Origin of the sequence: Acinetobacter sp. TY2 (assembly GCF_046269225.1) — a bacterium.
GTDB lineage: Bacteria > Pseudomonadota > Gammaproteobacteria > Pseudomonadales > Moraxellaceae > Acinetobacter.
The window spans coordinates 144,631-166,903 of record NZ_JBJZOR010000004.1 but is presented as its reverse complement, the minus strand read 5'-3'; the positions used below and the strand labels follow the sequence as shown (position 1 = coordinate 166,903).

The 22,273-nt window shown below is 39.0% G+C and carries 41 protein-coding genes; 29 read left to right on the top strand and 12 right to left on the bottom strand.

All coding sequences use genetic code 11. The features are described 5' to 3' along the window. Nucleotides 1-91: 91 nt before the first annotated feature. Nucleotides 92-1,390: a tyrosine-type recombinase/integrase gene (locus ACK1JC_RS04000; protein WP_409510561.1), complete on the top strand. Its 1,299-nt coding sequence runs from the start codon at nucleotides 92-94 to the stop codon at nucleotides 1,388-1,390. On the opposite strand, the gene ACK1JC_RS03995 is transcribed toward ACK1JC_RS04000, so the two are convergent. The 12 genes from ACK1JC_RS03995 to ACK1JC_RS03940 form a co-directional block, all read right to left on the bottom strand. Continuing rightward, nucleotides 1,300-1,521 (bottom strand): hypothetical protein, encoded by a 222-nt coding sequence (locus ACK1JC_RS03995; RefSeq protein ID WP_409510591.1) that lies wholly within the window; start codon nucleotides 1,519-1,521, stop codon nucleotides 1,300-1,302. The genes ACK1JC_RS04000 and ACK1JC_RS03995 overlap by 91 nt on opposite strands. Next, complete coding sequence (locus ACK1JC_RS03990) at nucleotides 1,521-1,892, bottom strand: hypothetical protein (RefSeq protein ID WP_409510560.1); 372 nt, start codon at nucleotides 1,890-1,892, stop codon at nucleotides 1,521-1,523. The genes ACK1JC_RS03995 and ACK1JC_RS03990 overlap by 1 nt, the downstream gene beginning before the upstream one ends. Then, the gene (locus ACK1JC_RS03985) at nucleotides 1,889-2,287 is read right to left on the bottom strand and encodes a hypothetical protein (RefSeq protein ID WP_409510559.1); all 399 of its coding nucleotides are present in this window, start codon (nucleotides 2,285-2,287) and stop codon (nucleotides 1,889-1,891) included. The genes ACK1JC_RS03990 and ACK1JC_RS03985 overlap by 4 nt, the downstream gene beginning before the upstream one ends. Next, complete coding sequence (locus ACK1JC_RS03980) at nucleotides 2,280-2,501, bottom strand: hypothetical protein (RefSeq protein ID WP_409510558.1); 222 nt, start codon at nucleotides 2,499-2,501, stop codon at nucleotides 2,280-2,282. The genes ACK1JC_RS03985 and ACK1JC_RS03980 overlap by 8 nt, the downstream gene beginning before the upstream one ends. Beyond that, complete coding sequence (locus tag ACK1JC_RS03975) at nucleotides 2,494-3,120, bottom strand: hypothetical protein (protein ID WP_409510557.1); 627 nt, start codon at nucleotides 3,118-3,120, stop codon at nucleotides 2,494-2,496. The genes ACK1JC_RS03980 and ACK1JC_RS03975 overlap by 8 nt, the downstream gene beginning before the upstream one ends. Further along, nucleotides 3,117-3,479 (bottom strand): hypothetical protein, encoded by a 363-nt coding sequence (locus tag ACK1JC_RS03970; protein WP_409510556.1) that lies wholly within the window; start codon nucleotides 3,477-3,479, stop codon nucleotides 3,117-3,119. The genes ACK1JC_RS03975 and ACK1JC_RS03970 overlap by 4 nt, the downstream gene beginning before the upstream one ends. Further along, nucleotides 3,479-3,697 carry a hypothetical protein gene (locus ACK1JC_RS03965; RefSeq protein WP_409510555.1) on the bottom strand — a complete coding sequence of 73 codons (219 nt, stop codon included), beginning with the start codon at nucleotides 3,695-3,697 and terminating at the stop codon, nucleotides 3,479-3,481. Before ACK1JC_RS03965 ends, ACK1JC_RS03970 begins: the two co-directional genes overlap by 1 nt. Next, entirely contained in the window at nucleotides 3,697-3,924 is a 228-nt protein-coding gene (locus ACK1JC_RS03960) for a hypothetical protein (protein ID WP_409510554.1), read from the bottom strand. Before ACK1JC_RS03960 ends, ACK1JC_RS03965 begins: the two co-directional genes overlap by 1 nt. 22 nt (nucleotides 3,925-3,946) lie before the next feature. Next, on the bottom strand, nucleotides 3,947-4,207 hold the full coding sequence (locus tag ACK1JC_RS03955) for a hypothetical protein (protein ID WP_409510553.1): 261 nt from the start codon (nucleotides 4,205-4,207) through the stop codon (nucleotides 3,947-3,949). Nucleotides 4,208-4,286: 79 nt separating this feature from the next. After that, nucleotides 4,287-5,087: a DUF2303 family protein gene (locus tag ACK1JC_RS03950; protein ID WP_409510552.1), complete on the bottom strand. Its 801-nt coding sequence runs from the start codon at nucleotides 5,085-5,087 to the stop codon at nucleotides 4,287-4,289. Nucleotides 5,088-5,135: 48 nt separating this feature from the next. Continuing rightward, nucleotides 5,136-5,471, bottom strand: a complete 336-nt coding sequence (locus tag ACK1JC_RS03945) for a hypothetical protein (RefSeq protein WP_409510551.1) — start codon at nucleotides 5,469-5,471, stop codon at nucleotides 5,136-5,138. 175 nt (nucleotides 5,472-5,646) lie between these two features. Then, the gene (locus tag ACK1JC_RS03940) at nucleotides 5,647-6,336 is read right to left on the bottom strand and encodes a S24 family peptidase (protein ID WP_409510550.1); all 690 of its coding nucleotides are present in this window, start codon (nucleotides 6,334-6,336) and stop codon (nucleotides 5,647-5,649) included. A gap of 124 nt (nucleotides 6,337-6,460) precedes the next feature. Here ACK1JC_RS03940 and ACK1JC_RS03935 point away from each other — a divergent pair, with 124 nt between their 5' ends. The 28 genes from ACK1JC_RS03935 (at nucleotide 6,461) to ACK1JC_RS03800 (ending at nucleotide 21,840) form a co-directional block, all read left to right on the top strand. Then, a complete protein-coding gene (locus ACK1JC_RS03935) occupies nucleotides 6,461-6,652 on the top strand; it encodes a hypothetical protein (protein ID WP_409510549.1) in 192 nt (63 codons plus the stop codon). A gap of 12 nt (nucleotides 6,653-6,664) precedes the next feature. Next, a complete protein-coding gene (locus ACK1JC_RS03930) occupies nucleotides 6,665-6,940 on the top strand; it encodes a hypothetical protein (RefSeq protein ID WP_409510548.1) in 276 nt (91 codons plus the stop codon). Between the two features lie 45 nt (nucleotides 6,941-6,985). Continuing rightward, a complete protein-coding gene (locus ACK1JC_RS03925; protein ID WP_409510547.1) occupies nucleotides 6,986-7,714 on the top strand; it encodes a phage antirepressor KilAC domain-containing protein in 729 nt (242 codons plus the stop codon). Further along, nucleotides 7,711-8,577, top strand: coding sequence for a replication protein (locus tag ACK1JC_RS03920; protein WP_409510546.1), 867 nt, complete (start codon nucleotides 7,711-7,713; stop codon nucleotides 8,575-8,577). Before ACK1JC_RS03925 ends, ACK1JC_RS03920 begins: the two co-directional genes overlap by 4 nt. After that, nucleotides 8,577-9,182 (top strand): restriction endonuclease, encoded by a 606-nt coding sequence (locus tag ACK1JC_RS03915; protein WP_409510545.1) that lies wholly within the window; start codon nucleotides 8,577-8,579, stop codon nucleotides 9,180-9,182. The genes ACK1JC_RS03920 and ACK1JC_RS03915 overlap by 1 nt, the downstream gene beginning before the upstream one ends. A 109-nt stretch (nucleotides 9,183-9,291) precedes the next feature. Beyond that, on the top strand, nucleotides 9,292-9,612 hold the full coding sequence (locus tag ACK1JC_RS03910) for a hypothetical protein (RefSeq protein ID WP_409510544.1): 321 nt from the start codon (nucleotides 9,292-9,294) through the stop codon (nucleotides 9,610-9,612). Continuing rightward, a complete protein-coding gene (locus ACK1JC_RS03905) occupies nucleotides 9,609-10,031 on the top strand; it encodes a hypothetical protein (RefSeq protein WP_409510543.1) in 423 nt (140 codons plus the stop codon). The genes ACK1JC_RS03910 and ACK1JC_RS03905 overlap by 4 nt, the downstream gene beginning before the upstream one ends. Continuing rightward, nucleotides 10,024-10,524 (top strand): hypothetical protein, encoded by a 501-nt coding sequence (locus ACK1JC_RS03900; protein ID WP_409510542.1) that lies wholly within the window; start codon nucleotides 10,024-10,026, stop codon nucleotides 10,522-10,524. Before ACK1JC_RS03905 ends, ACK1JC_RS03900 begins: the two co-directional genes overlap by 8 nt. Continuing rightward, nucleotides 10,517-10,711 carry a hypothetical protein gene (locus ACK1JC_RS03895; protein ID WP_409510541.1) on the top strand — a complete coding sequence of 65 codons (195 nt, stop codon included), beginning with the start codon at nucleotides 10,517-10,519 and terminating at the stop codon, nucleotides 10,709-10,711. Before ACK1JC_RS03900 ends, ACK1JC_RS03895 begins: the two co-directional genes overlap by 8 nt. Then, a complete protein-coding gene (locus ACK1JC_RS03890) occupies nucleotides 10,708-11,139 on the top strand; it encodes a hypothetical protein (protein ID WP_409510540.1) in 432 nt (143 codons plus the stop codon). The genes ACK1JC_RS03895 and ACK1JC_RS03890 overlap by 4 nt, the downstream gene beginning before the upstream one ends. A gap of 10 nt (nucleotides 11,140-11,149) precedes the next feature. Beyond that, nucleotides 11,150-11,701 carry a hypothetical protein gene (locus ACK1JC_RS03885; RefSeq protein ID WP_409510539.1) on the top strand — a complete coding sequence of 184 codons (552 nt, stop codon included), beginning with the start codon at nucleotides 11,150-11,152 and terminating at the stop codon, nucleotides 11,699-11,701. A gap of 413 nt (nucleotides 11,702-12,114) precedes the next feature. Next, nucleotides 12,115-12,270, top strand: a complete 156-nt coding sequence (locus ACK1JC_RS03880; protein ID WP_409510538.1) for a hypothetical protein — start codon at nucleotides 12,115-12,117, stop codon at nucleotides 12,268-12,270. Nucleotides 12,271-12,276: 6 nt separating this feature from the next. Then, the gene (locus ACK1JC_RS03875; RefSeq protein WP_409510537.1) at nucleotides 12,277-12,483 is read left to right on the top strand and encodes a hypothetical protein; all 207 of its coding nucleotides are present in this window, start codon (nucleotides 12,277-12,279) and stop codon (nucleotides 12,481-12,483) included. 53 nt (nucleotides 12,484-12,536) lie between these two features. Next, a complete protein-coding gene (locus ACK1JC_RS03870; RefSeq protein WP_409510536.1) occupies nucleotides 12,537-12,734 on the top strand; it encodes a hypothetical protein in 198 nt (65 codons plus the stop codon). A 131-nt stretch (nucleotides 12,735-12,865) separates the two neighbouring features. Further along, complete coding sequence (locus ACK1JC_RS03865; RefSeq protein WP_409510535.1) at nucleotides 12,866-13,027, top strand: hypothetical protein; 162 nt, start codon at nucleotides 12,866-12,868, stop codon at nucleotides 13,025-13,027. Then, nucleotides 13,002-13,292: an HNH endonuclease gene (locus ACK1JC_RS03860; protein ID WP_409510534.1), complete on the top strand. Its 291-nt coding sequence runs from the start codon at nucleotides 13,002-13,004 to the stop codon at nucleotides 13,290-13,292. The genes ACK1JC_RS03865 and ACK1JC_RS03860 overlap by 26 nt, the downstream gene beginning before the upstream one ends. A 145-nt stretch (nucleotides 13,293-13,437) precedes the next feature. After that, the gene (locus tag ACK1JC_RS03855; RefSeq protein WP_409510533.1) at nucleotides 13,438-13,953 is read left to right on the top strand and encodes a terminase small subunit; all 516 of its coding nucleotides are present in this window, start codon (nucleotides 13,438-13,440) and stop codon (nucleotides 13,951-13,953) included. A 4-nt stretch (nucleotides 13,954-13,957) separates the two neighbouring features. Further along, nucleotides 13,958-15,631 (top strand): terminase large subunit, encoded by a 1,674-nt coding sequence (locus ACK1JC_RS03850; RefSeq protein WP_409510532.1) that lies wholly within the window; start codon nucleotides 13,958-13,960, stop codon nucleotides 15,629-15,631. 40 nt (nucleotides 15,632-15,671) lie between these two features. Continuing rightward, nucleotides 15,672-16,265, top strand: coding sequence for an HK97 family phage prohead protease (locus ACK1JC_RS03845; RefSeq protein ID WP_409510531.1), 594 nt, complete (start codon nucleotides 15,672-15,674; stop codon nucleotides 16,263-16,265). Further along, nucleotides 16,262-17,581: a phage major capsid protein gene (locus tag ACK1JC_RS03840; protein WP_409510530.1), complete on the top strand. Its 1,320-nt coding sequence runs from the start codon at nucleotides 16,262-16,264 to the stop codon at nucleotides 17,579-17,581. Before ACK1JC_RS03845 ends, ACK1JC_RS03840 begins: the two co-directional genes overlap by 4 nt. A gap of 88 nt (nucleotides 17,582-17,669) precedes the next feature. Then, nucleotides 17,670-17,960 (top strand): hypothetical protein, encoded by a 291-nt coding sequence (locus ACK1JC_RS03835; RefSeq protein ID WP_409510529.1) that lies wholly within the window; start codon nucleotides 17,670-17,672, stop codon nucleotides 17,958-17,960. A gap of 11 nt (nucleotides 17,961-17,971) precedes the next feature. Further along, a complete protein-coding gene (locus ACK1JC_RS03830; RefSeq protein ID WP_409510528.1) occupies nucleotides 17,972-19,420 on the top strand; it encodes a phage portal protein in 1,449 nt (482 codons plus the stop codon). After that, the gene (locus ACK1JC_RS03825; protein WP_409510527.1) at nucleotides 19,417-19,710 is read left to right on the top strand and encodes a head-tail connector protein; all 294 of its coding nucleotides are present in this window, start codon (nucleotides 19,417-19,419) and stop codon (nucleotides 19,708-19,710) included. The genes ACK1JC_RS03830 and ACK1JC_RS03825 overlap by 4 nt, the downstream gene beginning before the upstream one ends. A gap of 7 nt (nucleotides 19,711-19,717) precedes the next feature. Beyond that, complete coding sequence (locus tag ACK1JC_RS03820) at nucleotides 19,718-20,059, top strand: phage head closure protein (protein WP_409510526.1); 342 nt, start codon at nucleotides 19,718-19,720, stop codon at nucleotides 20,057-20,059. A gap of 8 nt (nucleotides 20,060-20,067) precedes the next feature. Continuing rightward, on the top strand, nucleotides 20,068-20,520 hold the full coding sequence (locus ACK1JC_RS03815) for an HK97-gp10 family putative phage morphogenesis protein (RefSeq protein WP_409510525.1): 453 nt from the start codon (nucleotides 20,068-20,070) through the stop codon (nucleotides 20,518-20,520). Then, nucleotides 20,520-20,876, top strand: coding sequence for a DUF3168 domain-containing protein (locus ACK1JC_RS03810; RefSeq protein WP_409510524.1), 357 nt, complete (start codon nucleotides 20,520-20,522; stop codon nucleotides 20,874-20,876). The genes ACK1JC_RS03815 and ACK1JC_RS03810 overlap by 1 nt, the downstream gene beginning before the upstream one ends. Nucleotides 20,877-20,950: 74 nt before the next feature. Continuing rightward, nucleotides 20,951-21,427, top strand: a complete 477-nt coding sequence (locus ACK1JC_RS03805) for a phage tail tube protein (protein WP_409510523.1) — start codon at nucleotides 20,951-20,953, stop codon at nucleotides 21,425-21,427. Continuing rightward, the gene (locus ACK1JC_RS03800; RefSeq protein ID WP_409510522.1) at nucleotides 21,427-21,840 is read left to right on the top strand and encodes a hypothetical protein; all 414 of its coding nucleotides are present in this window, start codon (nucleotides 21,427-21,429) and stop codon (nucleotides 21,838-21,840) included. Before ACK1JC_RS03805 ends, ACK1JC_RS03800 begins: the two co-directional genes overlap by 1 nt. Nucleotides 21,841-22,273: the final 433 nt, after the last annotated feature.

Sequence of the window (22,273 nt, the reverse complement as noted above, 5' to 3'; positions counted from 1 at the left end):
ACATATTTGTGTACATAATTGTGTACATAATTTTGATTTGTATATTTGTACAAATCATCTCTAATTATATTCAAATATCATTGGAACGTTCATGGCTTTAAGTGACTCTTGGTTAAAATCTAATAACGGTAAGGTACGAGATAGCGTTGAGATCGTAACGGATCGTGATGCACTTTCTGTACGCATTTCCCCTAAAGGTAAAATAGTCTTTCAATATCGATATCGTGTGAATGGCCAAAGCAAGCGGATCGATATTGGCACATACCCTTTGCTCAGCTTGAAGGAAGCACGAATACAGGCGCAGTCCTACAAAGCCGAATTAGACCAAGGCAAAGATCCCTATCAGTTGAAGCTTAAAAAAGAAACGAACTATTCTAATCAACCAACGGTAAAAGAAATATGTACGCAGTGGTTTGAAAAAGTTGGGGGCGATAAAATCTCAAGTAAAGATGATTCTAGGGCTTTTGAAATTCATGTTTACCCTATAGTAGGTAAGCGCATTTGTGATGAAATCACACTACAGGAGTGGTCTCAACTACTTTTTAATATCGTAGATAATGCTAGAACAGTTGCCGTTAAGATTCTTGGTAATCTTAAGATGATTATGCGCTGGGGGTGTATATACGGAAAATTACAGAATCAAACGTTACATCACTTAAAAGCTGCCGATCTGAATGTTAAAAACGTTAAAAAAAGTCGATATTTGTCTGAACAGGAAATATTTTGGGTTGTGCATGCTTCACTTAGATCAACAAATATGGCTGCAAAAAATAAGGCTGTAGTCTTAATGCTACTGTTCTTCGGATGTAGGGTTAGTGAATTGCGTTTAGCTAAGAAAAGTGATTTTGATTTCAAAAAACATATTTGGCATATCCCTGCTGAAAATCACAAGACTGGCCAGAAGGGTAAGGCAATAGTTAGACCATTGATTCCTCAAGTTGAAGAGTTTATGAAAGCAGTTTTTAAATTATCGCCAGATGATTGTGAATACGCATTTCCCAATACCCAAGCAAAAAAATACACTTTATTGGCCAAGGGCTTTCAAGTGTCTATTCCATCGTACATAAATACAAATATTAAGAAAAGGTTTGGTGTTGAAATAGAAGAATGGACGACTCATGATTTACGAAGAACAATGCGAACACATATTTCTGAATTTGCACCACCACATATATGTGAAATCATGTTAGGCCATGCTTTACCGCAAATTTGGGGTACTTATGATCTGAATGAGTATCTTGAACCTCAGGCGCAAGCTTATGCAAAATGGTTTGATAAGCTTTGCGCCATAATTGACAATTACGAACGATTTGATATTAAGGGCTCAATATCAAGAGACTCTAATAATCCGTTGGTTTCTTCCCATGTCGCCACTGCTTTAATTCCGTAACGACTGCATGATTTACCATGTGCTTTGATTAATGGCTCGGGAAATGAACGTGTACTGCGCCAATTAATCAAAGTGCCTTTAGTAATGTTGTATCGCTCTAATAGCTCAGGAGTAGATATAAATAATCCCATCATGACACCTCCTTCAAACTTTTAACCACTTCTTCGGGTAAATTTGTTTTGGGTTTAGCCCACCATAAAACAGGACCATCTTCAGTATCATATGCAGCTATTAGAAATAAGCCTTCTTCTGCTGATTTTGGCTTCCAATTCGACCAGTCGGCGCAATCTTCTTCAGGAATTTCAGGAATATCGCAATATTCCAAACGATTAAAAATAATCTCCACACCAAGATTTTTTTGAAGCTGCACCCATTGTTCTTTGGTGTAATATTCAGCGTCGTCATCAATAGTGTCATGTGACTTAATATCAGGATGAAACCAGTTGCTATTTAAGTCATCGGGTAATTCTATTGGTTTGATTTTAAATGATTTCTCAATCATGACTTTACCCCTTGATTAATCAGTTTTTTGAAACTCTTAGCAAAAGCATTTATAACCTTAATTATGTCGCTTTCGGATTCCCAACAACCCATCGATGCAATAAATTTGTCATTCTCATAAAGCACGCGATCATAACCGCCTTGCTTGGACCCGTTAAGAATAAAATAGGCCTTACCAGGTGTTAAGTTTAGAATTGGCGCGGGAACCTCAACGTCATTTATGACAATGAATGGTGGTTTTTCACGAAATGCCATTTCATCTTTACGCATGCGGAAATAGCTAATTTTTACATCATCACCCACATCCAACCATTCATCACATAAGTTTTGATGTTGAATTGCTTTGCCTTGAATGAATAGTTGAGATGCTTGCTCGCCATTAATTTTCTCACTCATGACTTTGCTCCTGCGATTCCTTAATTGCATCGATCCAACTTTCAGCATCAAGCATATGTTTGATTGCTTTTGAGAGTTTCTTGTTGGCAATATCTACATAGGTTTGGGCTGTAAGGCCTTTTCGGATTTCGTCTTGGCAATTTCTCAATTCAGCTAGAGCACTTTGAATTTCATGTAGAGCCACTTCTGAGGTTTTTTTAATTAACTTACTCATGACTTTGCTCCTGTGCTTTAAACCCATCATAAAGTTTGATCGCATGAACAATTGCGTAACACGCCCAAATAAAATGGTAGGTTTTAGCTGTAGTTGATGCTTCCCAAAAATCACTTAATTCAAGACCACCAGCATCATCTGCATCCCAAGAGTTAATTTCCGTCCAAAAATCAAATTCACCTGAATGTTGATTACCACCTATAAAATCATTTACTGCTTCTAGCGCTTGTTTTGATTTTTCCCGATCCTCTGAATCAGAAAGGTCTAAATCATCAAGATAATTAGTTAGGTATTGCTTAACAGAATCACATGCTATTGCAGAATCAAATTTACTAACTTCACCTGCTTGAACTTTTTCACCCCAATATTCAGGATTAATGTAGTACTTTTCATCTTCGCTACGAAAGAAACCAAACATATCGTTAGTTCGTTCAAAAATGAAATCACCCATATCACCGGTAAACATTAGAAATCCTGGTCGAGTAGTGATGTTGTAGTGCATATGTACATCATTCGGTTTTTTAATAGTAATATCGCGATAAGCATCTAGATCTAAATTCACAGTTAATTGATGAGAAGTGACATCTTCTAAAAAGCTCTCAAGTGTTGGATTGCTCATTGTGCTTGCTCCTGTGCTTCGATCACAGGGACAGGATTCAATACAGCCCAATGACTAATTATCTCTTGAATAAATGCACAGCCATCTTGCGGGCAAGTGAAGCCGTACGGTAATTCCCAATTAGCTGTTAACTGCTCGCCACTGATAAAAATCTGATAACGACCATCAATGCGTGGCGATTGTTTTGTATAGTCGATCCATTCAGGCACTGCTTGGGTTTTAGCCGCTTGCCATGTATCCCATTCAGTATTGAAGTGGTCTAAAGGATCAACCCCTTGTGATTTGAGATCAGCCACTGTGAGTGGAAATTCACTTTCCAAGAAAGCAAAAAATAGTGTTTTTTCCTTTTGAATATCCATCACGCCACCTTATATTTATGTGCTACGTCATAACAACGTTGAATCCACGGCTTAAATCTGTCTTTGTAGCAAGCTTTGCAATTTGCTTCTAGGCGAGGTGATCCATCTTTTTTATTGCGACCTGTGCCATAAAAGAATTCTTTAGTTTCAGGGTAGTACTCATCACAGTGAATACATTGTTTTTCTGTACCGAGTTCAGTTTCGATGCATTTAGCCATCACGCCACCATCCTTTGATTTGCTTTTTTCAGCTCTTCAATAAATTCTTTACCAATAATCAGCCAGTGATTTAGGAAATCAAACCAAAGCAATTCACACGCTTTATTCATTTTTCCATCACGCCAAATCACAATTTGTCTACGTTCTTTTGGCATTTTTGGACTGATACACAGAACAGATCCATCGCTATTTGGCTTTGATTTGTAGCCAAGTACGGTTAAGAACATAGTGAAAACATTAAAGTGGGATTTAGGTATTTTTTTCATGGCTTTCACTGGTAAATTGGGGCTGATGAGCTACTTCATCCGCAGTACCTTTAAAAACAATGAAAGCAATACTTGCTAAACATGCGAAGAGAACAAATGCCATGCAGAAATTACTGATGAAGGCTTTAAATCCGGTTAAAGGGCGCATTTCAGCTTCTGTTGGGTGCTGATATAAGCGCGCAGTGGTTTGGCTTACTACTTTGTTGAAAGTAGGTGTGTTGCTGTGAGATGGGTTTTGACTCATAATCGCCTCGTAAACTTGTAATGTTTATAGGAAGCCCTGACTACTTTGCACGGGAATCAGGGCTTTTTAATGTCTGAAATTAAGCTGCGAATGTTCCAATACGAACAGGATTGTCAGGAAGTAATTCAATAACTTTGGCTTTAAAGTCTTGAATAATTTCATCCAGCAGCAATTCTTCTTTTACGATTTGAATAGAGAAGACAGGTTTTTCATCATTTGTATTGATGATTAGACGAAGAACAATAAGGCGCTCATCCAAGCCAAAGTAAGCCGAATCACGAATTTTAAAATAAGCAGGGGTGAACTCGTTTTTAGAGCGTGCTTCAACTTGCTCAAAACGAGAGCGACTTTCTGATTGGTTTGTCACCGAGTGATCAGCACTAACCGATGAATCGATTTTCATATTGCGAATGGCCGCTAATGCTTGACCGCCACCAATCACATTTCCATCAACATCGGTGATTTCTAATACGCTAACCCAATCTTCAATAAATACAGCAAAATCACGTTGAGATAATTTACGATCTTTAAGTGCATTCAGCTTTGACCAAACAACAGTAGATTCAAGTTTTAAAATAGCAAGGTGGTCGCAATGGCCTTGTAGGTGACCTTGCTCTTCATAATTTAAAACAGCAGTAGCGCTTACTTTTGTGTGGTCAACAAATACAGGTGCATTACCTTCTTGTGCATTCACTACATAAGTTTTGAAGTCTTCAAGTGAAGGTGTATTTAGAGTGCCACGGGCACGATTACGACCATCTTGGTATTTTTCCAAGTCTAAAACTTTATAGTCATCATTGACTGCAATAAGAGCACCACGTGCTAAAAATTCAACTGGTTTTGAAAGTGTAGAGATGGCTTGAGCTTCTGTATTTCCCATTTGGAATGTTCCTATTGGTTGGTTGAAAAAGAAAAGATTGTCGGTGAATTAAGTTCTTTCGAACTCTTTAAACATTTGGCTTGTGTGATTGGCAAAAATAGTGACGCTGCCATCGTTGTTTAAATACATTGGTGTTTCAGAGGTGGTGTCTTCTGAGCGTTTGCCTTTTGCAGTTGGTTCAACATAGGCAAGAGTGTGTGAAATGTTGACTTGGTTTGATTCACCAATACGGGCGATATCAATAGTCACCTGGACTTTTCCTTTTTTTCCATTAGCCACTACGCCTTGAGCAACTTCCGAAATAGCGATCCCAAGTTGTTGGGAGAAATTACCGCCTGATAGGTCGGCGATGAATTGGGGTGCATCAGTTTGTTTGTTTGACATGGTTGTTTCCCGATGATGTTTTGTTGTGTTCGGGATTTATAGTAAACACGATGTGTACTACAGTCAACAAAAATATCAAACATTGTGTTTATTTATTTTGTTTAGTTTTAACAAAAATTAGGCAAAAAAAAGCTACACAATGTGTAGCTGTTTATTTTTATAAGAATTTAAGTTTTCATGGCAGAGGATTTTGCACATTAAATGCATAAGCAACAACACAAAACTCTTGATCAATAATATCTTCAGCAGTTAACACCTCTTCTGGGTATTCCTCCTTGTTTTCACTCACTATTCGAACTCCACCTTTAGGCATCCTGTAAAGGTATTTGAATTTAAAAAGACCGCCGTGACTAATGGCATATATTTTTCCATCAATAATATTTGTTCGACCTAAATCTACAAAAACAGTAGCGCCGTTATTAATTACTGATTTCATTGAGTCACCATGAGCAGTTAAAGCATAGGCATTTTCCGCAGAAACACCATAACTTCTCAATGTAGCTTTACTTAGACGTAATTTACGAGATTGATTCCCTAGGATTTGTGGCAAAGTTCCTGATCCGCAAGATACTAAAAAATCTTTATAGAACGGAACTTCAACTTCGTCATCATCTACATTGGTAGAAGAGTCCCATTCTTCAACCTTTGAGGCATTGATTTGATCGGGACGATCAACACCATTTAGTATCCAATTAGTTGATACACCAAATAAAGCCGATGCTTTTATTGCACCTGCCTTGGATACGCCTCTTTTCTTCCAATTGGTAATAGTCTGTGGGGATTCATCTAGTTTTCTAGCTAGCTCTTCCTGTGAGACATTCCCTGCGGCTTCAAGTAGCCGATCAAGTGAATCAGAATTATTCATTTCTAAGAACCCTTAAGTTTTAATAATTATCAACAAAAGTACACGCTTTGTGTTAAACACCGTGATTGACATAAATACACATAGTGTTTACCATTATTTAAACGTGTTGTTTATTGGTGTAAACGTGGAAATATCCAAAGATAAAGAGGTGATTCAAGCACTCGGAGGTTCTACAAAAATCGCCGTGTTACTTGGCTTTAAAAAACAGCGTGTACAAAACTGGACGGTGCGTGGAATACCGGCTCACGTAAAGCTCAAATATCCACACTTGTTCTTGAACCCAAATATTAATAAAGGTAGCGATTCTGCTGCATAAAAGGTGACTTAAATGAGTCTTGATAAAAAATCTACACATGTTCGTTTATCTCCTGAAATCCATGAGCGAGCTAAAACACTTGCCTCGTTAAAAGGTAAAGATGTTGCCTCTTATTTAGCATTTCTTATCGAAAAAGAAATCGTTGGTGAGTGGCATGTCCTTAATTTACAAGCAAAATCATTCGAGCGCTTGGGATTAACAGGGTTGATACGGGATTTAAGTACAGAGGTATGGGATTCAGAGGGATTGGAAGGGATTCACATTAATTCAGACAAAGAAAAAGCCTGAGGTCAGAACTCAGGCTTTAGTTATTCAATTTAGAGGTGAGTCTTAATGAATATGCCGATTATAACACATGCAATTAAAGGTTCAATTAATCATATTGAAATTGCTCAAATTGTTGATACAGAGCCTCGGAATGTGAAGCTTTCAATTGAGCGTTTAGCTAGTAAGAGTGTAATTCAATTACCGCCATTGGCGAAAGTTGAAAACAAACAATCACTTAGTCCTAATCGTTTTTCTGATGCATACGTTTTTAGTGGTGATCAAGGGAAATTAGACAGCATTACCGTTGTTGCACAACTTTGCCCTCAATTCACGGCGCTATTGGTGAAGCGTTGGTATGAGCTTGAAAGCCAAATTGCCAAGCCTGTAGAGCTTAGTCGAATGGATCTAATTCAATTGGCTTTAGCTGCTGAACAAGAAAACCAGGCGCTCAAAGATCATGTCGCCGTGTTAGAGCCCAAGGCGCAAGTAATGGATGTTATTGCAGACACGGTAAATACATATTCAATTCGAGATTCAGCAAAGACCATAGGCGTTCAAGAATCAAAGCTCATTGATTTTATGTTGAAGAAGCATTGGGTATATCGAGAAAACAGCCGTCACCGACGTTTATGTGCTTATGCGCAACGTGTGGAACAGAAGGTAATGGTAAACAAGGTTTCACAGGTTGTTGCATGCCATGAGGGCGATAAGGTTTTCACTCAAGCTCGTATTACTGCATATGGATTAACAAGATTAACAGCACTCGTTGCTGCTGCGGGGTTATTAAATAAATGAGCCAATTTACTCCTAACAGTTTTCAAGTTCCGAATGCGTTCGTTGATGACGTTCTAAATCAAATTTCAGATGCAGCGTGCAAAATTTATCTTGTTGTGTGCCGTAAAACTCGTGGCTGGAACAAAGAGATGGATTCCATTTCATTAAGCCAGCTAGAGGCAATCACAGGTAAGAGTCGCCCAACTGTAATCAAAGCAAAAAATGAACTAATCAATATTGGTTTGTTGGTTGAAATGCCGAGTACAATTTATGGAAATACATACAAATTAGGTGATGAAACTAACCTTGGTTGGATGATGAAATTTCCTAGTAAAAATATTTTACTAGGTGAAAATACCGATAGTACTAGTAAAAAATCTTTACCACTGCTAGTAAAAATTTTTAACTACGCTAGTAAAGAATCTTTACCACTGCTAGTAAAAATTCTTTACACACAAAAGACACTATCAAAAGACACTATTCAAAATAAAAAAATAAATAAAAAAAGTAAGAGTGCTTCTGAACAACCTAAGGCTGAAAAACCTAAATCAGGACCTTCTGAAAAACCAAGTTCTTTCGATGCAAAACCGATTGAGTTACCAGGGACTGTAAATCGTGATTTGTGGATTCAGTTTGTTGAAATGCGTCAAGCAATGAAAAAACCTCTGACTGAAAACGCCGTGAAGCTGATTCTGAATAAACTTATCGGATTTGGTCCATTTGCAAATCAATCTTTGGAAAACGCAATTATTGGAAATCACCAAGGTGTTTACCAACCAAAACCACAATTTCCTACAAACCAAAACCAACAGCCTGTGGAGCGCCGTCGATTTGGCAACCAAGCAGATCAGAATCAAATGCGCACAGTGGGAGGTCAAGTTTAATGAGCAATATCGATTTATTCAAAAATGCGTTTGCAGTGAATTTCCCAATTGAAGTTGCTCAGTTAGTTTTAAACCGTATCGCTGATCTTCACGGCGCTGAATTTACGAAAAAATATTCAGGTTATGGGGATTCTGAATTAACACAGCTCGCATGCACAGTTTTAAGCGGTCTAAATCACGCTGATATCGCGCGTGGCATCGTTCGAATGAATTCTGAGGAGTGGTGCCCATCATTACCAAAATTCCGCAGTTGGTGCGAACAGGGTGGTGATTGGTGGACTGCTGACATGGCTTGGGCAAAAGCAATGCAGTTTGAGTCAGATCCGCAGACAAAGATTACGACATTGACCAAGCGGGTACTTGATGAAGTTCGACATGTTTTAACCGCGGAGGGTCAAAAATCAGCTCATTTTGCTTTTAAAGATATTTATATGGATTACCTAAATCGAGCAAAAGCAAAAGGCATGACGCAAGAGATGTGGGTAAAACCTAAGTCCTTAAAGCAAATTGATAACAATGAGCGTAATCGTGCTTGTATTCCCTGTCCGACCGAATTGCTAGCAACGGTTGGAAAATCATTTAAACGTGTTGGTGGTGCGGTATGAACAATAAAAACCTTTTCCGGATCTGCATCATCGCCTTGATCGCATTGTGCGCCGTGATGAATGAGCCTGAAAGTTCTAATTTTGCTTTGAAATATATTGGTGGTGCAGCATGAACTTAATTCAAGAATTAGGCATTGAGAAGTGCCGTGCGATTGTTGATGGTGCGCCTGATGGGGCAAATGAGTATTCGGTTTGGGCATCACTTTCTTACTACAAAACAGTTGGTGAACGTTGTGAGCTATGGAAACAACATTACAAATGGTGGACACCTGTTTTGTATAACTCGTACATGAAGCAACACAGAAGATCATTGGATGACCTCCGCACCTCCATTGCCAACCACGGTACCGACAATCTCTCCCACTTCACTGATAACTGCAGCGATATCCGTAATCACGTTAGCCCTTTGACGCAGGTGATTGAGCGATGAGTGAACATGAGAAGTGGTTTGAAAGCCTGAATGAAAATGGGAAAACAGTTTACTTCCTTGGTAATGAGCACAAGGTTTCAAAAATGGCTTGGGATTTTCAACAAGCCGAGATTGATCATCTTGAAACAATGAATCAGCGCTATATCGGGAAGATGCAGGAACAACAGGATCAAGTCGCAGATCTCAAAGCTCAACTGACCAACATGGAGCAGTGTTATATCGGGATCAAGCAAGAACACAATGAATTAATTGCATTCAACACAGGAATTGATCGTAAGCAGAAAGTTGCTGAAAAAACGGCTGAAAAGTACAAATTTAAAGTTTCAATGATTGCTGATCTATTACGTGATTGCCGTGATCAGGATATGACGTTGAAAGCCATCAAAACAGTAATCGATCGGGTGGGTGAGCATGGGTAATAAAGATCAAGTAACTGAAATAGATTTGAGAATGCCTCAGTTCCGTGACGCAAAGCTTGAAGACCTTGAATTCGATGGATCGGGTGAAGTTGTTCGTAAGGATCGTTATGAAAAATCCATGAGAAGGATTCAAGGAAAGCTTCATGGTGTGAATGGATTATCTGTAAGAAGCACATGGACATGTGATCAAGTAGTTGAGGCAGTGAATCAACTTCTGCGCTTTAAACAATTGGTTATAGCACTCAACACTTTACCCGCTGATGCTGAATTTTATCACTTTGATAACGATGTTTATGTGAAAGATATAGATCAAGAACATCTACAGATTGCTATGGGTGAGCCGAAAAAGAGTCATCTTATTAATCACATGACTTGTGAGGATGATGGTATTTGGGAGGAGAATTCAGGATTTATTGAATACATAAATCATTTAATCAGCATTGATGATATGAAAAAGGAAATTACTGAGTTTGGGCGAGGCAATCATGACTGAAAATACAATACAAAATGAACGCAAAGCATTTGAAGCATTCTTTAAGGCTCAGTCATTCTACTCACAGCAAAGATACATGCACGGTGATCGAATCTTTGATTTTGATGTGGGTGTTGGATATCGCAACTTAACTGTTCAGATCGCTTATGTGTGTTGGTGCAAAGGTGATAAGGAGTTTGTACTTTGAAAATCCTTATCGGCATCGATACAGGAGTTCACACAGGATTCGCCGTGGCATTCGATCATGGCGAAGGTGGTGTGCTTCAAAAGGTAGAAAGCCTCAGTATTACTCAAGCCATGCAATGTGTTTTGGAATATGAAGATGAGCATGATCTTAACGACATCATGCTTTATATCGAAGATGCACGTAAACGCACTTGGTTTACAGGTGGTCGTGAAAAGGCTCAAGGTGTTGGGTCGGTGAAACGTGATGCGCAGATTTGGGAAGATTGGTGTAAAGAGCAGGGTATTAATCACAAGATGATTCACCCAGCTGCAAACGCAACAAAAAAGAAGGCAATAGATTTTACACGCATGACTGGTTGGACTGGTCGAACGAATGAGCATGCGCGTGATGCGGCTATGTTGGTATTTAAACGTTATTGGAAGGCTTAGGGGATTATTGATGAATGCAGTAGCTGAAAAATTTGAACAATTCGAGTGGTTGACGAAAGGCATTACAGCAAAGTCGCCTCAGTTTGGTGACGAAGGGCATAGCACAGGAGTAAAGCCATTGGATTATCAGGATCGCTTAGGTGCTATTGCAAGCATGGAAACCCAATTAGAAAAGTCAGTGACTTCACTCATTATTTATGGTGAACACGCCAAAAGTGACTATGAATATATCCGAAATCATTTAGCTAAAATTATGATGAATGGGGCGGTTGAGGATAAGAAACGCGAGCCTGAACATATCGCCATTTATCATTTATCTTGGTTGATAGCTCGTATGGTAATTGACTTCTCAATTAATCCAGAGCTTGAGGGCAATTTTACTCCACAAGGTCGTTTGTATTACGCAGGTATAAAATTATTTCAAATGCCAGTAAACGCCTATCGTCAAACATGGAAGCAATATGAAAACTTGATGGTTATTGCTTTAGAGACATCTATTAAATGTGCTTCAGAGGCAGTAGAAAAATACCGTAAGGAAACTCATAAAGAAGTAAAAAATTAAAGTTAGCAATATTCTGCTAACTAAGGTATAGTTTTTATATACTGGTCGTATTACGGTTTGACCACACAGTTTAAAGTTACATTTTATATACCCATTTCCAAAGAGTGGGTATTTTTTTGCTCATAGAAAAGGTGGGCTTTTTTTGTTAATTGATTTCACACTTTAAGTGGAATAGTTGTATTAATAGTAAAATTAAAATGATTTAATAAAATTTATTTATATTCATGACTCTTAATCCTGCTAAGGCAGAGGCAGTCATTTTTGAATGGACAGGCAAGAAAGATTACAGCCAACACATTCACACATTCCATGTTTACTTGGAGTCGGGGCACTCGCTGAACGGTGAAGTGAATGATGATGGAAAGAACAAAATTCTAAACGCAATCAATTATGTGTAGTAGGCAGAGTTAACTATGAACCCAGAAAAACTATTAGAGCAACTTGAGTCGACTGCAAACTTTATGCGAGGCATGTGCTTTGATCCACGTATACCAAACGATACGAAAGAAGCACTTCAAGACCGCGCACAAGAAATTGATGAAGTCGTTCAAAAACATTTAGATACATAAGGGACGGTGGTCGCCGTGAGTGAAGAAGATCAAGAAAAGCTGAATGCATTTAAGCGTGACTTACATAGAGATATAACCAGCCGTAAGCGATTGCTTGAGGCTGAGACAGGTTTGGTAATTCAGGATGTTGATTTGGTGTTTGTAGATGTTTCGTCAATAGATCAGCCACATCACTTACTCAGTGAAATCAAAGTAACCGTATGGAAGGAATAAGCCAATGAGTTGTACCTCATGTGAAGAACGTGGAAAGAAAATAAAGGATATGTATGACAAATCAATGCAATCAATCTCAAGTGCAATTGCTCGACTTAGTGGGCGAGTTAGTCAAACAGAACAGTCAAGTGATTCAACAGAACAATCAGCTGATCAATCACTTAGTAGTGCAGAGCAACCAGATCAACGAGTTGTTGTTAATACTCGAAGATCAGGAAGAAGCAAGCGGTCATGAGTATTTGGATGGTTAGATATGGCATCAATTATTAGTAGAGCCGAAGCTGATAAGCGTCGAGCGATGTTACGAGACCTTAATACCTTTCATTGTGCGAATGATGGTAGAGGCGGTAGACATGTATATGTAAATGGGAATCGTATTAACATGGTGAAGTGGGCTAATGTGGAGCAGGGTTTGGTTTGCTTTATGCCTCATCGTCGTTTAACCAAGAAAGATAGACGTAAGGGTGAAAAATATACGCGCTTATTGCGTGGTAATGTCACAGTTGAGTTTGTTAAAAATGAAACTTCAAAGACTTCAACCTAGACTTCAAGTGGTTAAACCAAAGCAATCAATGGAACCAAAGAAGAATTGGGGTTCAGGTCGTGGTGGTCGACCTTGGCGACGATTGAAAGCAAAGATTCACCTCCGTGATTTATACACCTGCAAACATTGTGGCTTGGTCACAATGAGCCTTGAGCTTGATCACATTATTAATATTGCTCAAGGCGGTACCGATGATGAATCAAACTTACAGAGCTTGTGTCCGCCGTGCCATCTAAAGAAAACCATTACAGAAAGTCAAATGTAATTGATAATTATTATCAATTGATTGCGTAGGGAGGGGGGAGGCAAAAAGTTCAAAAGCTCAAGCCCACGGACACCACCCTCCATCTCACGTATAAAAAAATTTCCTTTTTTAGCAAATGTTAAAGCGAAATGTTAAAGGTATTGTTATGGCATTAACTCCAAAAATGAGAAAATTTGCTCATGCTGTAGTTGATGGTATGAGCAATAAAGATTCTGCAATTACAGCAGGTTATGAAGAAAAAACAGCATCACAGGCGGGCACAAGACTTGCTAAAAATCCTGAAATATTGGCATATATTGAAAAGTTAAAGGCTGATAAAAAGTTAAAGCAAGGCGGTGAAAAGTTAAAGGTTGAAGTTAAAGCTGAGATTGTTGAAGTTCAGGTTGCTGAACCGAGACATGAGCAACCGAGAAGTGAATTTATAGGTCGTGATGAAATCGCTATTGGTTCACATGAAGATCCGCTTGAATACTTAAAGTCTGTCTGGATGGATAAAGGGCAAGATGAAGAATTAAGAGTTGCATGTGCAAAAGCTGCCTTGCCTTATGTGCACGGTAAAGTTGCAGATAAGGGCAAAAAACAAACCAAGGCTGAAGAAGCCCAAAATGCTGCCAAAGGTGGCGGTAAGTTTGGAACACTTGGATCCCAATTGAGAAGTTGAAACTATGTCAGCAATGCTCCCAGAATGGACGACCGCTCGCCCAGACTGGGAGGAGCGTATTGTTGCAAAACAATCGTTAATGCCATGTGAACCACTTTTTCCTGAAGTGGCACGAATCGCATTAAGAATTTTTAATGAATTGATTTTGGTCGATGTGATGGATAGCCCAAAAATGGGTGAAGTTACATTGCCATGGGTATTAGATTTCGTTGCAGCTATTTTTGGTGCTTATGATCCAGTAGAAAAGAAGCGCTTAATTCGTGAATTCTTTTTACTGATCTCTAAAAAAAACACTAAATCTACGATTGCTGCGGGAATAATGATGGTGGCTCTGATCTTAAATGATCGGTTGTCAGCTGAATTAATTATTCTCGCACCAACAAAAGAAGTTGCTGACAATTCATTTAATCCAATTCGTGACTTTATTGCAGCAGATCCTGAGCTTCAGGAGATGTTTAACGTATCCGAGCATACAAAAACAGTTACAAACCTCGGTACTAATGCCACTTTGAAAGTGATTGCAGCAGAAAGCAATGCTGCTGCAGGTAAAAAAGCTTCAATTATTCTCATCGATGAGGTTTGGCTTTTTGGTAAGCGTTCAAATGCTGAATCAATGTTTCGTGAGGCAAAAGGTGGTTTAGCATCTCGACCTGAAGGATGTGTAATTTATCTTTCAACCATGTCAGATGAAGTGCCTTGCGGTGTGTTTAAGCAACTTCTAGATTATGCTCGCGATGTTCGTGATGGAATCAAAATAGACAAAGGATTCTTACCTTTAATCTATGAATTTCCGAAAAAGCTAATAGAAGCAGGTGAACACCTCAAAACTGAAAACTTCTACATCACAAATCCAAACCTTGGCGCTTCAGTTGACCTCGATTATTTGATTTCTGAGTTCAATAAAGTTCGAGATGCTGGTGAAGAATCGTTAAGAGACTTCTTGGCCAAGCATTTAAATGTCGAAATTGGCATGAATTTAAGGGCGAACCGTTGGGCAGGTGCTGAATATTGGCTGCAACAATCTAAAGAATTCACATTATCCAAATTAATTGATCAATCAGATGTGATCACTGCAGGTATTGATGGTGGCGGTCTTGATGATTTACTCGGGTTTGCAGTACTTGGTCGGCATGCAAAAAGCCGTAAATGGTGGCTTTGGAATCATGCTTGGTGCATACGAATTGCTTTAGAGCGACGAAAAGAGAATGCACCCAAGTATTTAGACTTCGAAAAAGAAAAAAGCTTAACAATTGTAGATTCAGTGGGACCTGATATTGATGAACTTGCACAATTTGCAAAGCAAGTTTATGACTCGGGCAAGCTCGATAAGATTGGCTTGGATCCTTTGGGGCTTGGCGGTCTTTTAGATGGCTTGCTTGCTGTTGGTATCCCACAAGAGCAGATGATTGCAGTTGCACAGGGCTACAAGCTTGCTGGGTACATTCAAACCACTGAGCGGAAATTAGCAGAAGGCAATTTGTATCATGCAGGGCAAGAATTAATGACCTGGTGTGCCGGTAATGCTCGAATAGTAATGAAGGGCAAGGGCATGATGATTTCAAAGCAGGAATCAGGTACCGCAAAAATTGATCCATTAATTGCGACATTTAATGCTGTGGCTTTGATGAGTTTAAACCCTGAACCTATAAATAAAGATTACGAAATACATTTCATATAACCGCCTTAATTGGCGGTTTTTACATTTTGAGGAGAGCCTTATGTCCGCTCTACATAAAACCTTTGGCTCTGTCGAAATTAAGAGCCTTGATGAGCAAAAGCGAACCTTTAAAGGGGTTGCAAGCACACCAAAACAGGATCGCGCCAAGGATGTGATGGTGCCAAAAGGCGCAGATTTTAATCTGCCTATGCCATTACTTTTTCACCATGACCCGCGTTCAGCCATCGGACATGTCACAAGTGCCAAAGTTACAGAAAATGGGATTGAGGTTGAGATTCATATTCCTGAGATTGAGGAAGATGGCGACCTAAAACGCGAAGTGGATAAAGCATATCAATCATTGAAGTACAAATTAGTTAAAGGTTTATCTGTGGGTTTTATCCCGAATTGGGATGAAGCAGAAATGATTAAAGGTGGTGGCATCCAGTTCAACTCATGGGAATGGTACGAACTTTCGTTAGTCACCATTCCGTGTAACCGCGAATCAGAAACAGAATTTTCAAAAGCATTTGAGGAACACAAAGCCGCGTTGGGTGAAAAACCTCAGACCGTTCCAGATGGCGATTCATCTGAACAAAAACATGTTGTAGTCAAATTAAATAGCCCAACAAAGGGTGGAGTGAAATTGGTATGAATAAATATTTAAAACAGTTGCTTGATGCGTTGGCTAAAAAAAACTTAGAGCTTCAAGGTCACATCACAAAGTCTTTAGATGGCGGGTCTACGCCGGATGAAGAAACCGAAGCATCGATTCAATCCGTTGAAAAAGAAATCGAAGCGATTGAAAAAAATATCGAACGGGTCAAAAAGCAAATTGAAGCTGCAAAGCATGCAGAAGAAACAGGTATTGAGCCCAATGGCGAAAATGAAGGTGGTGCAAAAGACCAAGGTGGCAAGAAAGAAAAGTCAGTAATTACCACTGAATCAAATTTACCAAAGGGTATTGGTTTTACACAATTTGTTCGTGCGAAAATGCTGGCATGCCATGTGCAAAAGCAGGGTAACTTATTAACAGTTGTTGATGCTGCCAAGCAATTAGGATTTGGTCAAGACACTGTTCAATACATTGAAAAAGCGGTTTTAGGAACAACAACTGATGCTGGTTTTGCTGCACCACTTGTTCAGCAAGATACATACAAAGGCGATTTTCTAGAATTGCTTCGCAATGCAACAATTTTTGATAAGTTAAGTGGTTATCGTACTGTTCCATTTAATGTGAAAATTAATGGTCAAGCTTCTGGTGGTACAGCATCTTGGGTGGGTGAAGGTGCTAAAAAACCATTAACTAATCCAACCTTTGATAGCGTTGAAATCAAAGAGCATAAATTAGCTGCTATCACTGTTTATACCCAAGAATTGCTTCGTCGATCAGATCCAGCAGTAGATCAGTTGGTGTTAAATGACTTAATTTCGGCTTCAAAAGAGTTGATTGATGCAACATTCCTTGGAACTCAGGCTCAAACTGATGTAACTCCTGCAGGTATTTTAAATGGGGTTGTAGCTGTACCTTCTACGGGCATAACGGCTGAAGCATATGAAACCGACTTAATGACATTAATTACAAAGTTTGTTGAAGCAAACTTGAGTACTGACAATGCATATTGGTTAATGAGCGAAACACGAGCAATGCAGCTTGCTTTACTACGAGATGCTTTGGGCAGTACTTACTTTGCAGGTATGAGTTTTGCTGGTGCAGCACGATCTTTACTGGGCATTCCAGTCATTACTTCGCAAGCAGTTAGTGATCGAATTGAACTTGTGAAAATGAATGAAATCCTTGTTGCTCAAGATGGTGGTGTAGAGGTTGCATATAGTGACCAAGCCACTTTGACTGATGGGGTAACCACTCACAACTTATGGCAAGAAAACAAATTTGCTATTCGTGTAGAGAAATTCATCACATGGGCAAAGCGCCGCCCAATTGCAGCAGCTTATATTCAATACACTTAATTCAATATTTCATTTAGTTAAAATAGCTCCTTTATTGGGGCTGTTTTTATATCTAAGCATCACAATTGTTTAGCTATGAGAACAGTCTATGAAAATTAAATATGTAAAACAGGCACCTCAGGGAATGCCTGGTGATATTGCAGAAGCTCCAGATCTGCAGGCAAAAATTCTAATTAAATTGAAGTTTGCAGAGCCTATGGATGGTGAATCATCAATTGAATTCCTGAAAAATTTAAATGGCACACCGGTTGTCGATAATTTTGGTCATTTGGTTGAGCTTAATAAAATCTGTGTTGATTCAGAGGTTGCTACCAAGGAATCGGTTCAGGATATACAACCAATTAAACCCAAGCAAAAACGTGTAAGTAAAGCAAAATAAGGCGGTAAATAATGGGCATTTTTGGCAATTTATTTAAGAAAAAATCGCTTCAAGGTGTTCATTCAGGTGGTGGATGGCACTCGATGTTTGTGCATGAGCCATATTCTGGTGCATGGCAAAAGAACGATGAATTAACTCGTGAGGATGTTACGGCACATCATGCTGTTTTTGCTTGTGTCTCTCTAATTTCTCAAGATATTGGAAAGATGCCGATTCAATTAAAGAAACGTGAAAAAGGGGTTTTAGTGAATGCTGAAATTCCTAGTAAATTTCGAGTTTTAAAAAAACCTAACCGTTTTCAGATTTGGCAACAGTTTAGTGAAAACTGGACTACTTCACTTTTGCTTCGTGGGAATACTTATGTTTTGAAGCGCCGTGATATTTTTGGTGAAGTTACAGAGTTAGTCATCTTAAATCCAGATATGTGTAAGCCTTTAATTGATGATAAAGGGAATGTATTTTACCAACTGGGCAATGATCGTTTAACACAGACAGAATCAGTAACAATACCAGCTTCTGAAATAATCCATGACCGTATTAACTGCTTTTACCATCCATTGGTTGGTTTAACTCCAATTATGGCGTGCTCATTAGCAGCAGGTCAGGGGATTGAGATACAAAAGCATTCACGCAATCTTTTCAAAAATAATAGTCGACCATCTGGTGTGTTAACTGCCCCTGGTCCAATTTCGAAAGAAAAAGCAGAGGCTGCACAGGCGAACTGGAATGCGAATTATTCGGGTAACAATGTGGGAAAAACTGCCATTCTTGGTGATGGCCTGACATTTAGCGCAATTACTGTAAATGCGGCAGATGCTCAACTCATTGAGCAATTAAAAATGACTGCTGAAATTATTTGTTCGGTTTTTCATGTTCCATTGTTTAAAGTTGGGTTGGGGTCAATACCAGCAGGTAAGGTTTCAGATTTAAATGAAATTTACTATTCTGATTGTTTGCAAAGCCCAATCGAAGCGCGTGAAAATCTATTGGATGATGGATTGGATTTGAATGTGAGTGGTGTTGAAGCCTTTCTGGACATCAATGTTTTGATTCGCATGGATTCAACGTCACAAATGGCGCGCTTAAAAGAGGGTGTAGGTGCTGGAATCATGAAGCCGAACGAGGCGCGTGAACAGATTGGGTTACTACCTGTTGTAGGCGGAGATACAGTCTATCTTCAACAGCAAAATTTTTCGCTGGAAGCATTATCTAAGCGTGATCAGAAAGAGGATCCATTTAGCACTGGTGCCAGTTCAAAACCACCAGAATTACCATCTAAAAATGATGCTGAAAAAGCATTCTTAGATGTTTATCGTGGTGTATTTGACCTAAGAAAGCAGTATAAAAAGGGGGAAATGGTGACTCGAAATGGATCTCTTTGGTACTGTAAATCGGATTATCAGGGCGAATTTAATCATGAAAGTTTTAAACTTTGTGCGAAAGAATGGGGTGATTCATGAGTATTGTTACCCTTGATGAGGTTAAAGAACATTTGCGCTATGACAGCGACGACAATGACCCAAACCTAAGTATTTATATTAAAGCCGCTGAAAATGCGGTTTTAACTTATGTGACAGATACATTTGAAAATAATGAGTACCCTGATGTTTTTAAACAATCTGTTTTATTAATGGTGGGCATGTTTGATACAGATCGGGAGCCAAACAAAGAATCAGTGATAACAGATAATTATTTGCCTGCACCTGTACGTGCTCTGCTTTATCCATATCGTACTCCAACTGTTATTTAGGTGATTTATGAATTCTCTTGCTAATGAGCTTCGCCACCGTATTACAGTACAAGTTATGGGACCCAATCGGGATGAGGATAATTATCCAATTGAACCCATTTGGACTGAATATAAAAAACTATGGGCCAAAGTAACGCACTTATCAGGCAAAGATTTAATTGCCGCTCAAGCGAATCAATCTAAAGTCGTTGCACGTTTAAAGATGCGGTACCGCGAAGACATAACCACTGAAATGCGCATTATCTACAAAGATAAAGTTTATGGCATTGATAGTCAGGCATTGGAGGATGCCAATACAGGCTATGAGTATGTCACCTTTTTATTATCGCAAGGCACTGAGCACGTTTAGGTGGATTTATGTCGGTAGAATTTAGAATGACAGGCATGGATCAGTTTAAGCAGAAAATGGATAGGCTTCGTAATCCAAAAAAAGCCAAGTCGATTGCACGCAAAGCAGCACGCCAAGCAATGAATATTGTCCGTGATGCAGCGCGAGTGAATGCCAAGACGATTGATGATCCTGAAACAGCAGAAAAGATCTTTAAAAATATTTCTGTTGCCGCAGGTAGGTCGCGCGATTCAAATGTAATTGTAATGCGGGTTGGTGTTCGTGGTGGTGCGTCATTTTCAAATAAAAATCCGCCTAAATTAAGTGGCGGTGATACACGACATTGGCGTTGGGTTGAGTTTGGTTCTGCTAACAATATTGCAGTGCCATTTATGCGTCCTGCATTGGCTCGAAACATCCAACAAGTTACTGATAAGTTTGCTCAGGTCTTTAATACTGAAATTGATAAGGAATTAGCTTGATGACAGTTGAAATTTCAAGAGCGCTTAAAGCTGATTCAGTCTTAGGTCTACAACTTGGTGGGCGTATTTTTCCAAATACAGCTCCACTAAAAACGCCTGTTCCATATCTTGTATTTCAGGGCATTGGTTCTGATCCAGAGCACACCTTGGATTGTGGTGCTGTAAATGAAAACAATCAGTATCAGTTGGTCGTCTGGCACAACAATATTAAAGAAGCCGAAGCCGTTCGTTTACGAGCGATTAAAGTTTTGGAAAATGCAGGATTTTTTTACCAGGGCAAGCATCCTGATAGTGAAGATACTGAAACGAAGTTGTATGGCCGAGGTTGGGATATGAGCTTTTGGTCAGACTTTTGAATTACTAATTAAACATTTTTACATGCCACCGAAAGGTGGTTTTTTTATGCCAAAAAATTGAGGAGTAGCTACTCATGGCGAAAAAAGGCGTTTTATCTAATGGTACCGATGTATGGATTGTCCACGGCACAGTACCTATTCTAACCAAAATGGGCTGTATTAAAGCTTTAGTACTTGGGGATGATAGTGCGACAGAAGTTGATACAACCTGTTTGCAAGAAACGAGTACCAAAACTTCTGAATATGGCTTGAGTACTCCAGGTGAAGGTTCAATTCAAATTGATACAGATCCTAAAAACCTATCGCACATGACATTACTTAAATTAGCTGCAGGAAAAGATGAAGTTAAGGTTTGTGTTGGTTGGTCTGATGGTATTGCTGAACCTACATTGGTAACAGGTGAGATTGACTTACCAGAAACACGTACGTGGTCGTATTTTACAGCAATTTTACGTAAAGGTTCACCAGTGTTTGCTGTTGACGCAATGGTCAATCATACAATTCCTATGAAACGCCAAACTGAAGTAATTGAAGAATTTAAGGTGGGATAATGGCTAAATTAACTTTAAAAACTACCAGGAAACAATTGGGTATTGGCACTTTTGTTGAAAAAACAATTAAGTTTCGTGGTGCTGATGGTCAAGAGTTTGAGGGTGAAATCTTTATTAAGATTGTGCCTCACGATGATATTGCTCACGCAACAGATGTGTGGGGTATTGAAAAATCAAAGCTAACCATGGATCACTTGCGTAAAGGCATGTTATTTCAATTGGTTTATGAGGATGAAAAGTCAAAATTTTTCCACAAAATAACCGATACAGGAACAGTCTCAACCGAGGTTATTGATGCAATGTATCGTGCAGCAGATGAGGTTTTAGATTTTGCGGGAAAGAATTGGGTCTCAGCCCAGACAACGAGTTCTGGTGTGAGCTCGTCATCAACGGAATCGGAGGAAGAACAATAGCAGAGGCTCAAGCTAATATTTCTTATCCTGAGTTGAGTGTTTGGAGGGCCTACCGTCAAAAGTATGGTTCTTTATTTCTTGGCAGAAGATTAGAGCAGGTTGTAGGACGACTTCATGCTGATTATGTTGCTCTAACAATCCGAAAGGATGTTGATGTGTACGACTTTATGTTACATGAAGTTGCGCCAGAAACCTCTTTTGAAGAAGAACGAACGAAAGCGATACAAAAGAAATCAATCTAGTTTGGTTTCTTTTTATCTAAAAAATAGATGATAATTATCTACTTTCTTTTGATAGGGTGAGTGTGAAAGTTTGAGAATGTAAAGAAAACATTTTCATTCATATTTAATGTCTCAAATACTCGCTGTAATGCAGGTAGCTTAGAAAACCACCTTTGAGTGGTTTTTTTATCCGTAAATTAGTATCTTGTTCT

Bases quoted from the DNA above. Each gene is read 5' to 3' on its own strand.
- ACK1JC_RS04000 (WP_409510561.1), top strand. From the start codon at position 92: ATGGCTTTAAGTGACTCTTGGTTAAAATCTAATAACGGTAAGGTACGA.
- ACK1JC_RS03995 (WP_409510591.1), bottom strand. From the start codon at position 1,521: ATGGGATTATTTATATCTACTCCTGAGCTATTAGAGCGATACAACATT.
- ACK1JC_RS03990 (WP_409510560.1), bottom strand. From the start codon at position 1,892: ATGATTGAGAAATCATTTAAAATCAAACCAATAGAATTACCCGATGAC.
- ACK1JC_RS03985 (WP_409510559.1), bottom strand. From the start codon at position 2,287: ATGAGTGAGAAAATTAATGGCGAGCAAGCATCTCAACTATTCATTCAA.
- ACK1JC_RS03980 (WP_409510558.1), bottom strand. From the start codon at position 2,501: ATGAGTAAGTTAATTAAAAAAACCTCAGAAGTGGCTCTACATGAAATT.
- ACK1JC_RS03975 (WP_409510557.1), bottom strand. From the start codon at position 3,120: ATGAGCAATCCAACACTTGAGAGCTTTTTAGAAGATGTCACTTCTCAT.
- ACK1JC_RS03970 (WP_409510556.1), bottom strand. From the start codon at position 3,479: ATGGATATTCAAAAGGAAAAAACACTATTTTTTGCTTTCTTGGAAAGT.
- ACK1JC_RS03965 (WP_409510555.1), bottom strand. From the start codon at position 3,697: ATGGCTAAATGCATCGAAACTGAACTCGGTACAGAAAAACAATGTATT.
- ACK1JC_RS03960 (WP_409510554.1), bottom strand. From the start codon at position 3,924: ATGTTCTTAACCGTACTTGGCTACAAATCAAAGCCAAATAGCGATGGA.
- ACK1JC_RS03955 (WP_409510553.1), bottom strand. From the start codon at position 4,207: ATGAGTCAAAACCCATCTCACAGCAACACACCTACTTTCAACAAAGTA.
- ACK1JC_RS03950 (WP_409510552.1), bottom strand. From the start codon at position 5,087: ATGGGAAATACAGAAGCTCAAGCCATCTCTACACTTTCAAAACCAGTT.
- ACK1JC_RS03945 (WP_409510551.1), bottom strand. From the start codon at position 5,471: ATGTCAAACAAACAAACTGATGCACCCCAATTCATCGCCGACCTATCA.
- ACK1JC_RS03940 (WP_409510550.1), bottom strand. From the start codon at position 6,336: ATGAATAATTCTGATTCACTTGATCGGCTACTTGAAGCCGCAGGGAAT.
- ACK1JC_RS03930 (WP_409510548.1), top strand. From the start codon at position 6,665: ATGAGTCTTGATAAAAAATCTACACATGTTCGTTTATCTCCTGAAATC.
- ACK1JC_RS03925 (WP_409510547.1), top strand. From the start codon at position 6,986: ATGAATATGCCGATTATAACACATGCAATTAAAGGTTCAATTAATCAT.
- ACK1JC_RS03920 (WP_409510546.1), top strand. From the start codon at position 7,711: ATGAGCCAATTTACTCCTAACAGTTTTCAAGTTCCGAATGCGTTCGTT.
- ACK1JC_RS03915 (WP_409510545.1), top strand. From the start codon at position 8,577: ATGAGCAATATCGATTTATTCAAAAATGCGTTTGCAGTGAATTTCCCA.
- ACK1JC_RS03910 (WP_409510544.1), top strand. From the start codon at position 9,292: ATGAACTTAATTCAAGAATTAGGCATTGAGAAGTGCCGTGCGATTGTT.
- ACK1JC_RS03905 (WP_409510543.1), top strand. From the start codon at position 9,609: ATGAGTGAACATGAGAAGTGGTTTGAAAGCCTGAATGAAAATGGGAAA.
- ACK1JC_RS03900 (WP_409510542.1), top strand. From the start codon at position 10,024: ATGGGTAATAAAGATCAAGTAACTGAAATAGATTTGAGAATGCCTCAG.
- ACK1JC_RS03895 (WP_409510541.1), top strand. From the start codon at position 10,517: ATGACTGAAAATACAATACAAAATGAACGCAAAGCATTTGAAGCATTC.
- ACK1JC_RS03885 (WP_409510539.1), top strand. From the start codon at position 11,150: ATGAATGCAGTAGCTGAAAAATTTGAACAATTCGAGTGGTTGACGAAA.
- ACK1JC_RS03880 (WP_409510538.1), top strand. From the start codon at position 12,115: ATGAACCCAGAAAAACTATTAGAGCAACTTGAGTCGACTGCAAACTTT.
- ACK1JC_RS03870 (WP_409510536.1), top strand. From the start codon at position 12,537: ATGACAAATCAATGCAATCAATCTCAAGTGCAATTGCTCGACTTAGTG.
- ACK1JC_RS03865 (WP_409510535.1), top strand. From the start codon at position 12,866: ATGGTGAAGTGGGCTAATGTGGAGCAGGGTTTGGTTTGCTTTATGCCT.
- ACK1JC_RS03860 (WP_409510534.1), top strand. From the start codon at position 13,002: ATGAAACTTCAAAGACTTCAACCTAGACTTCAAGTGGTTAAACCAAAG.
- ACK1JC_RS03855 (WP_409510533.1), top strand. From the start codon at position 13,438: ATGGCATTAACTCCAAAAATGAGAAAATTTGCTCATGCTGTAGTTGAT.
- ACK1JC_RS03850 (WP_409510532.1), top strand. From the start codon at position 13,958: ATGTCAGCAATGCTCCCAGAATGGACGACCGCTCGCCCAGACTGGGAG.
- ACK1JC_RS03845 (WP_409510531.1), top strand. From the start codon at position 15,672: ATGTCCGCTCTACATAAAACCTTTGGCTCTGTCGAAATTAAGAGCCTT.
- ACK1JC_RS03840 (WP_409510530.1), top strand. From the start codon at position 16,262: ATGAATAAATATTTAAAACAGTTGCTTGATGCGTTGGCTAAAAAAAAC.
- ACK1JC_RS03835 (WP_409510529.1), top strand. From the start codon at position 17,670: ATGAAAATTAAATATGTAAAACAGGCACCTCAGGGAATGCCTGGTGAT.
- ACK1JC_RS03830 (WP_409510528.1), top strand. From the start codon at position 17,972: ATGGGCATTTTTGGCAATTTATTTAAGAAAAAATCGCTTCAAGGTGTT.
- ACK1JC_RS03825 (WP_409510527.1), top strand. From the start codon at position 19,417: ATGAGTATTGTTACCCTTGATGAGGTTAAAGAACATTTGCGCTATGAC.
- ACK1JC_RS03820 (WP_409510526.1), top strand. From the start codon at position 19,718: ATGAATTCTCTTGCTAATGAGCTTCGCCACCGTATTACAGTACAAGTT.
- ACK1JC_RS03815 (WP_409510525.1), top strand. From the start codon at position 20,068: ATGTCGGTAGAATTTAGAATGACAGGCATGGATCAGTTTAAGCAGAAA.
- ACK1JC_RS03810 (WP_409510524.1), top strand. From the start codon at position 20,520: ATGACAGTTGAAATTTCAAGAGCGCTTAAAGCTGATTCAGTCTTAGGT.
- ACK1JC_RS03805 (WP_409510523.1), top strand. From the start codon at position 20,951: ATGGCGAAAAAAGGCGTTTTATCTAATGGTACCGATGTATGGATTGTC.
- ACK1JC_RS03800 (WP_409510522.1), top strand. From the start codon at position 21,427: ATGGCTAAATTAACTTTAAAAACTACCAGGAAACAATTGGGTATTGGC.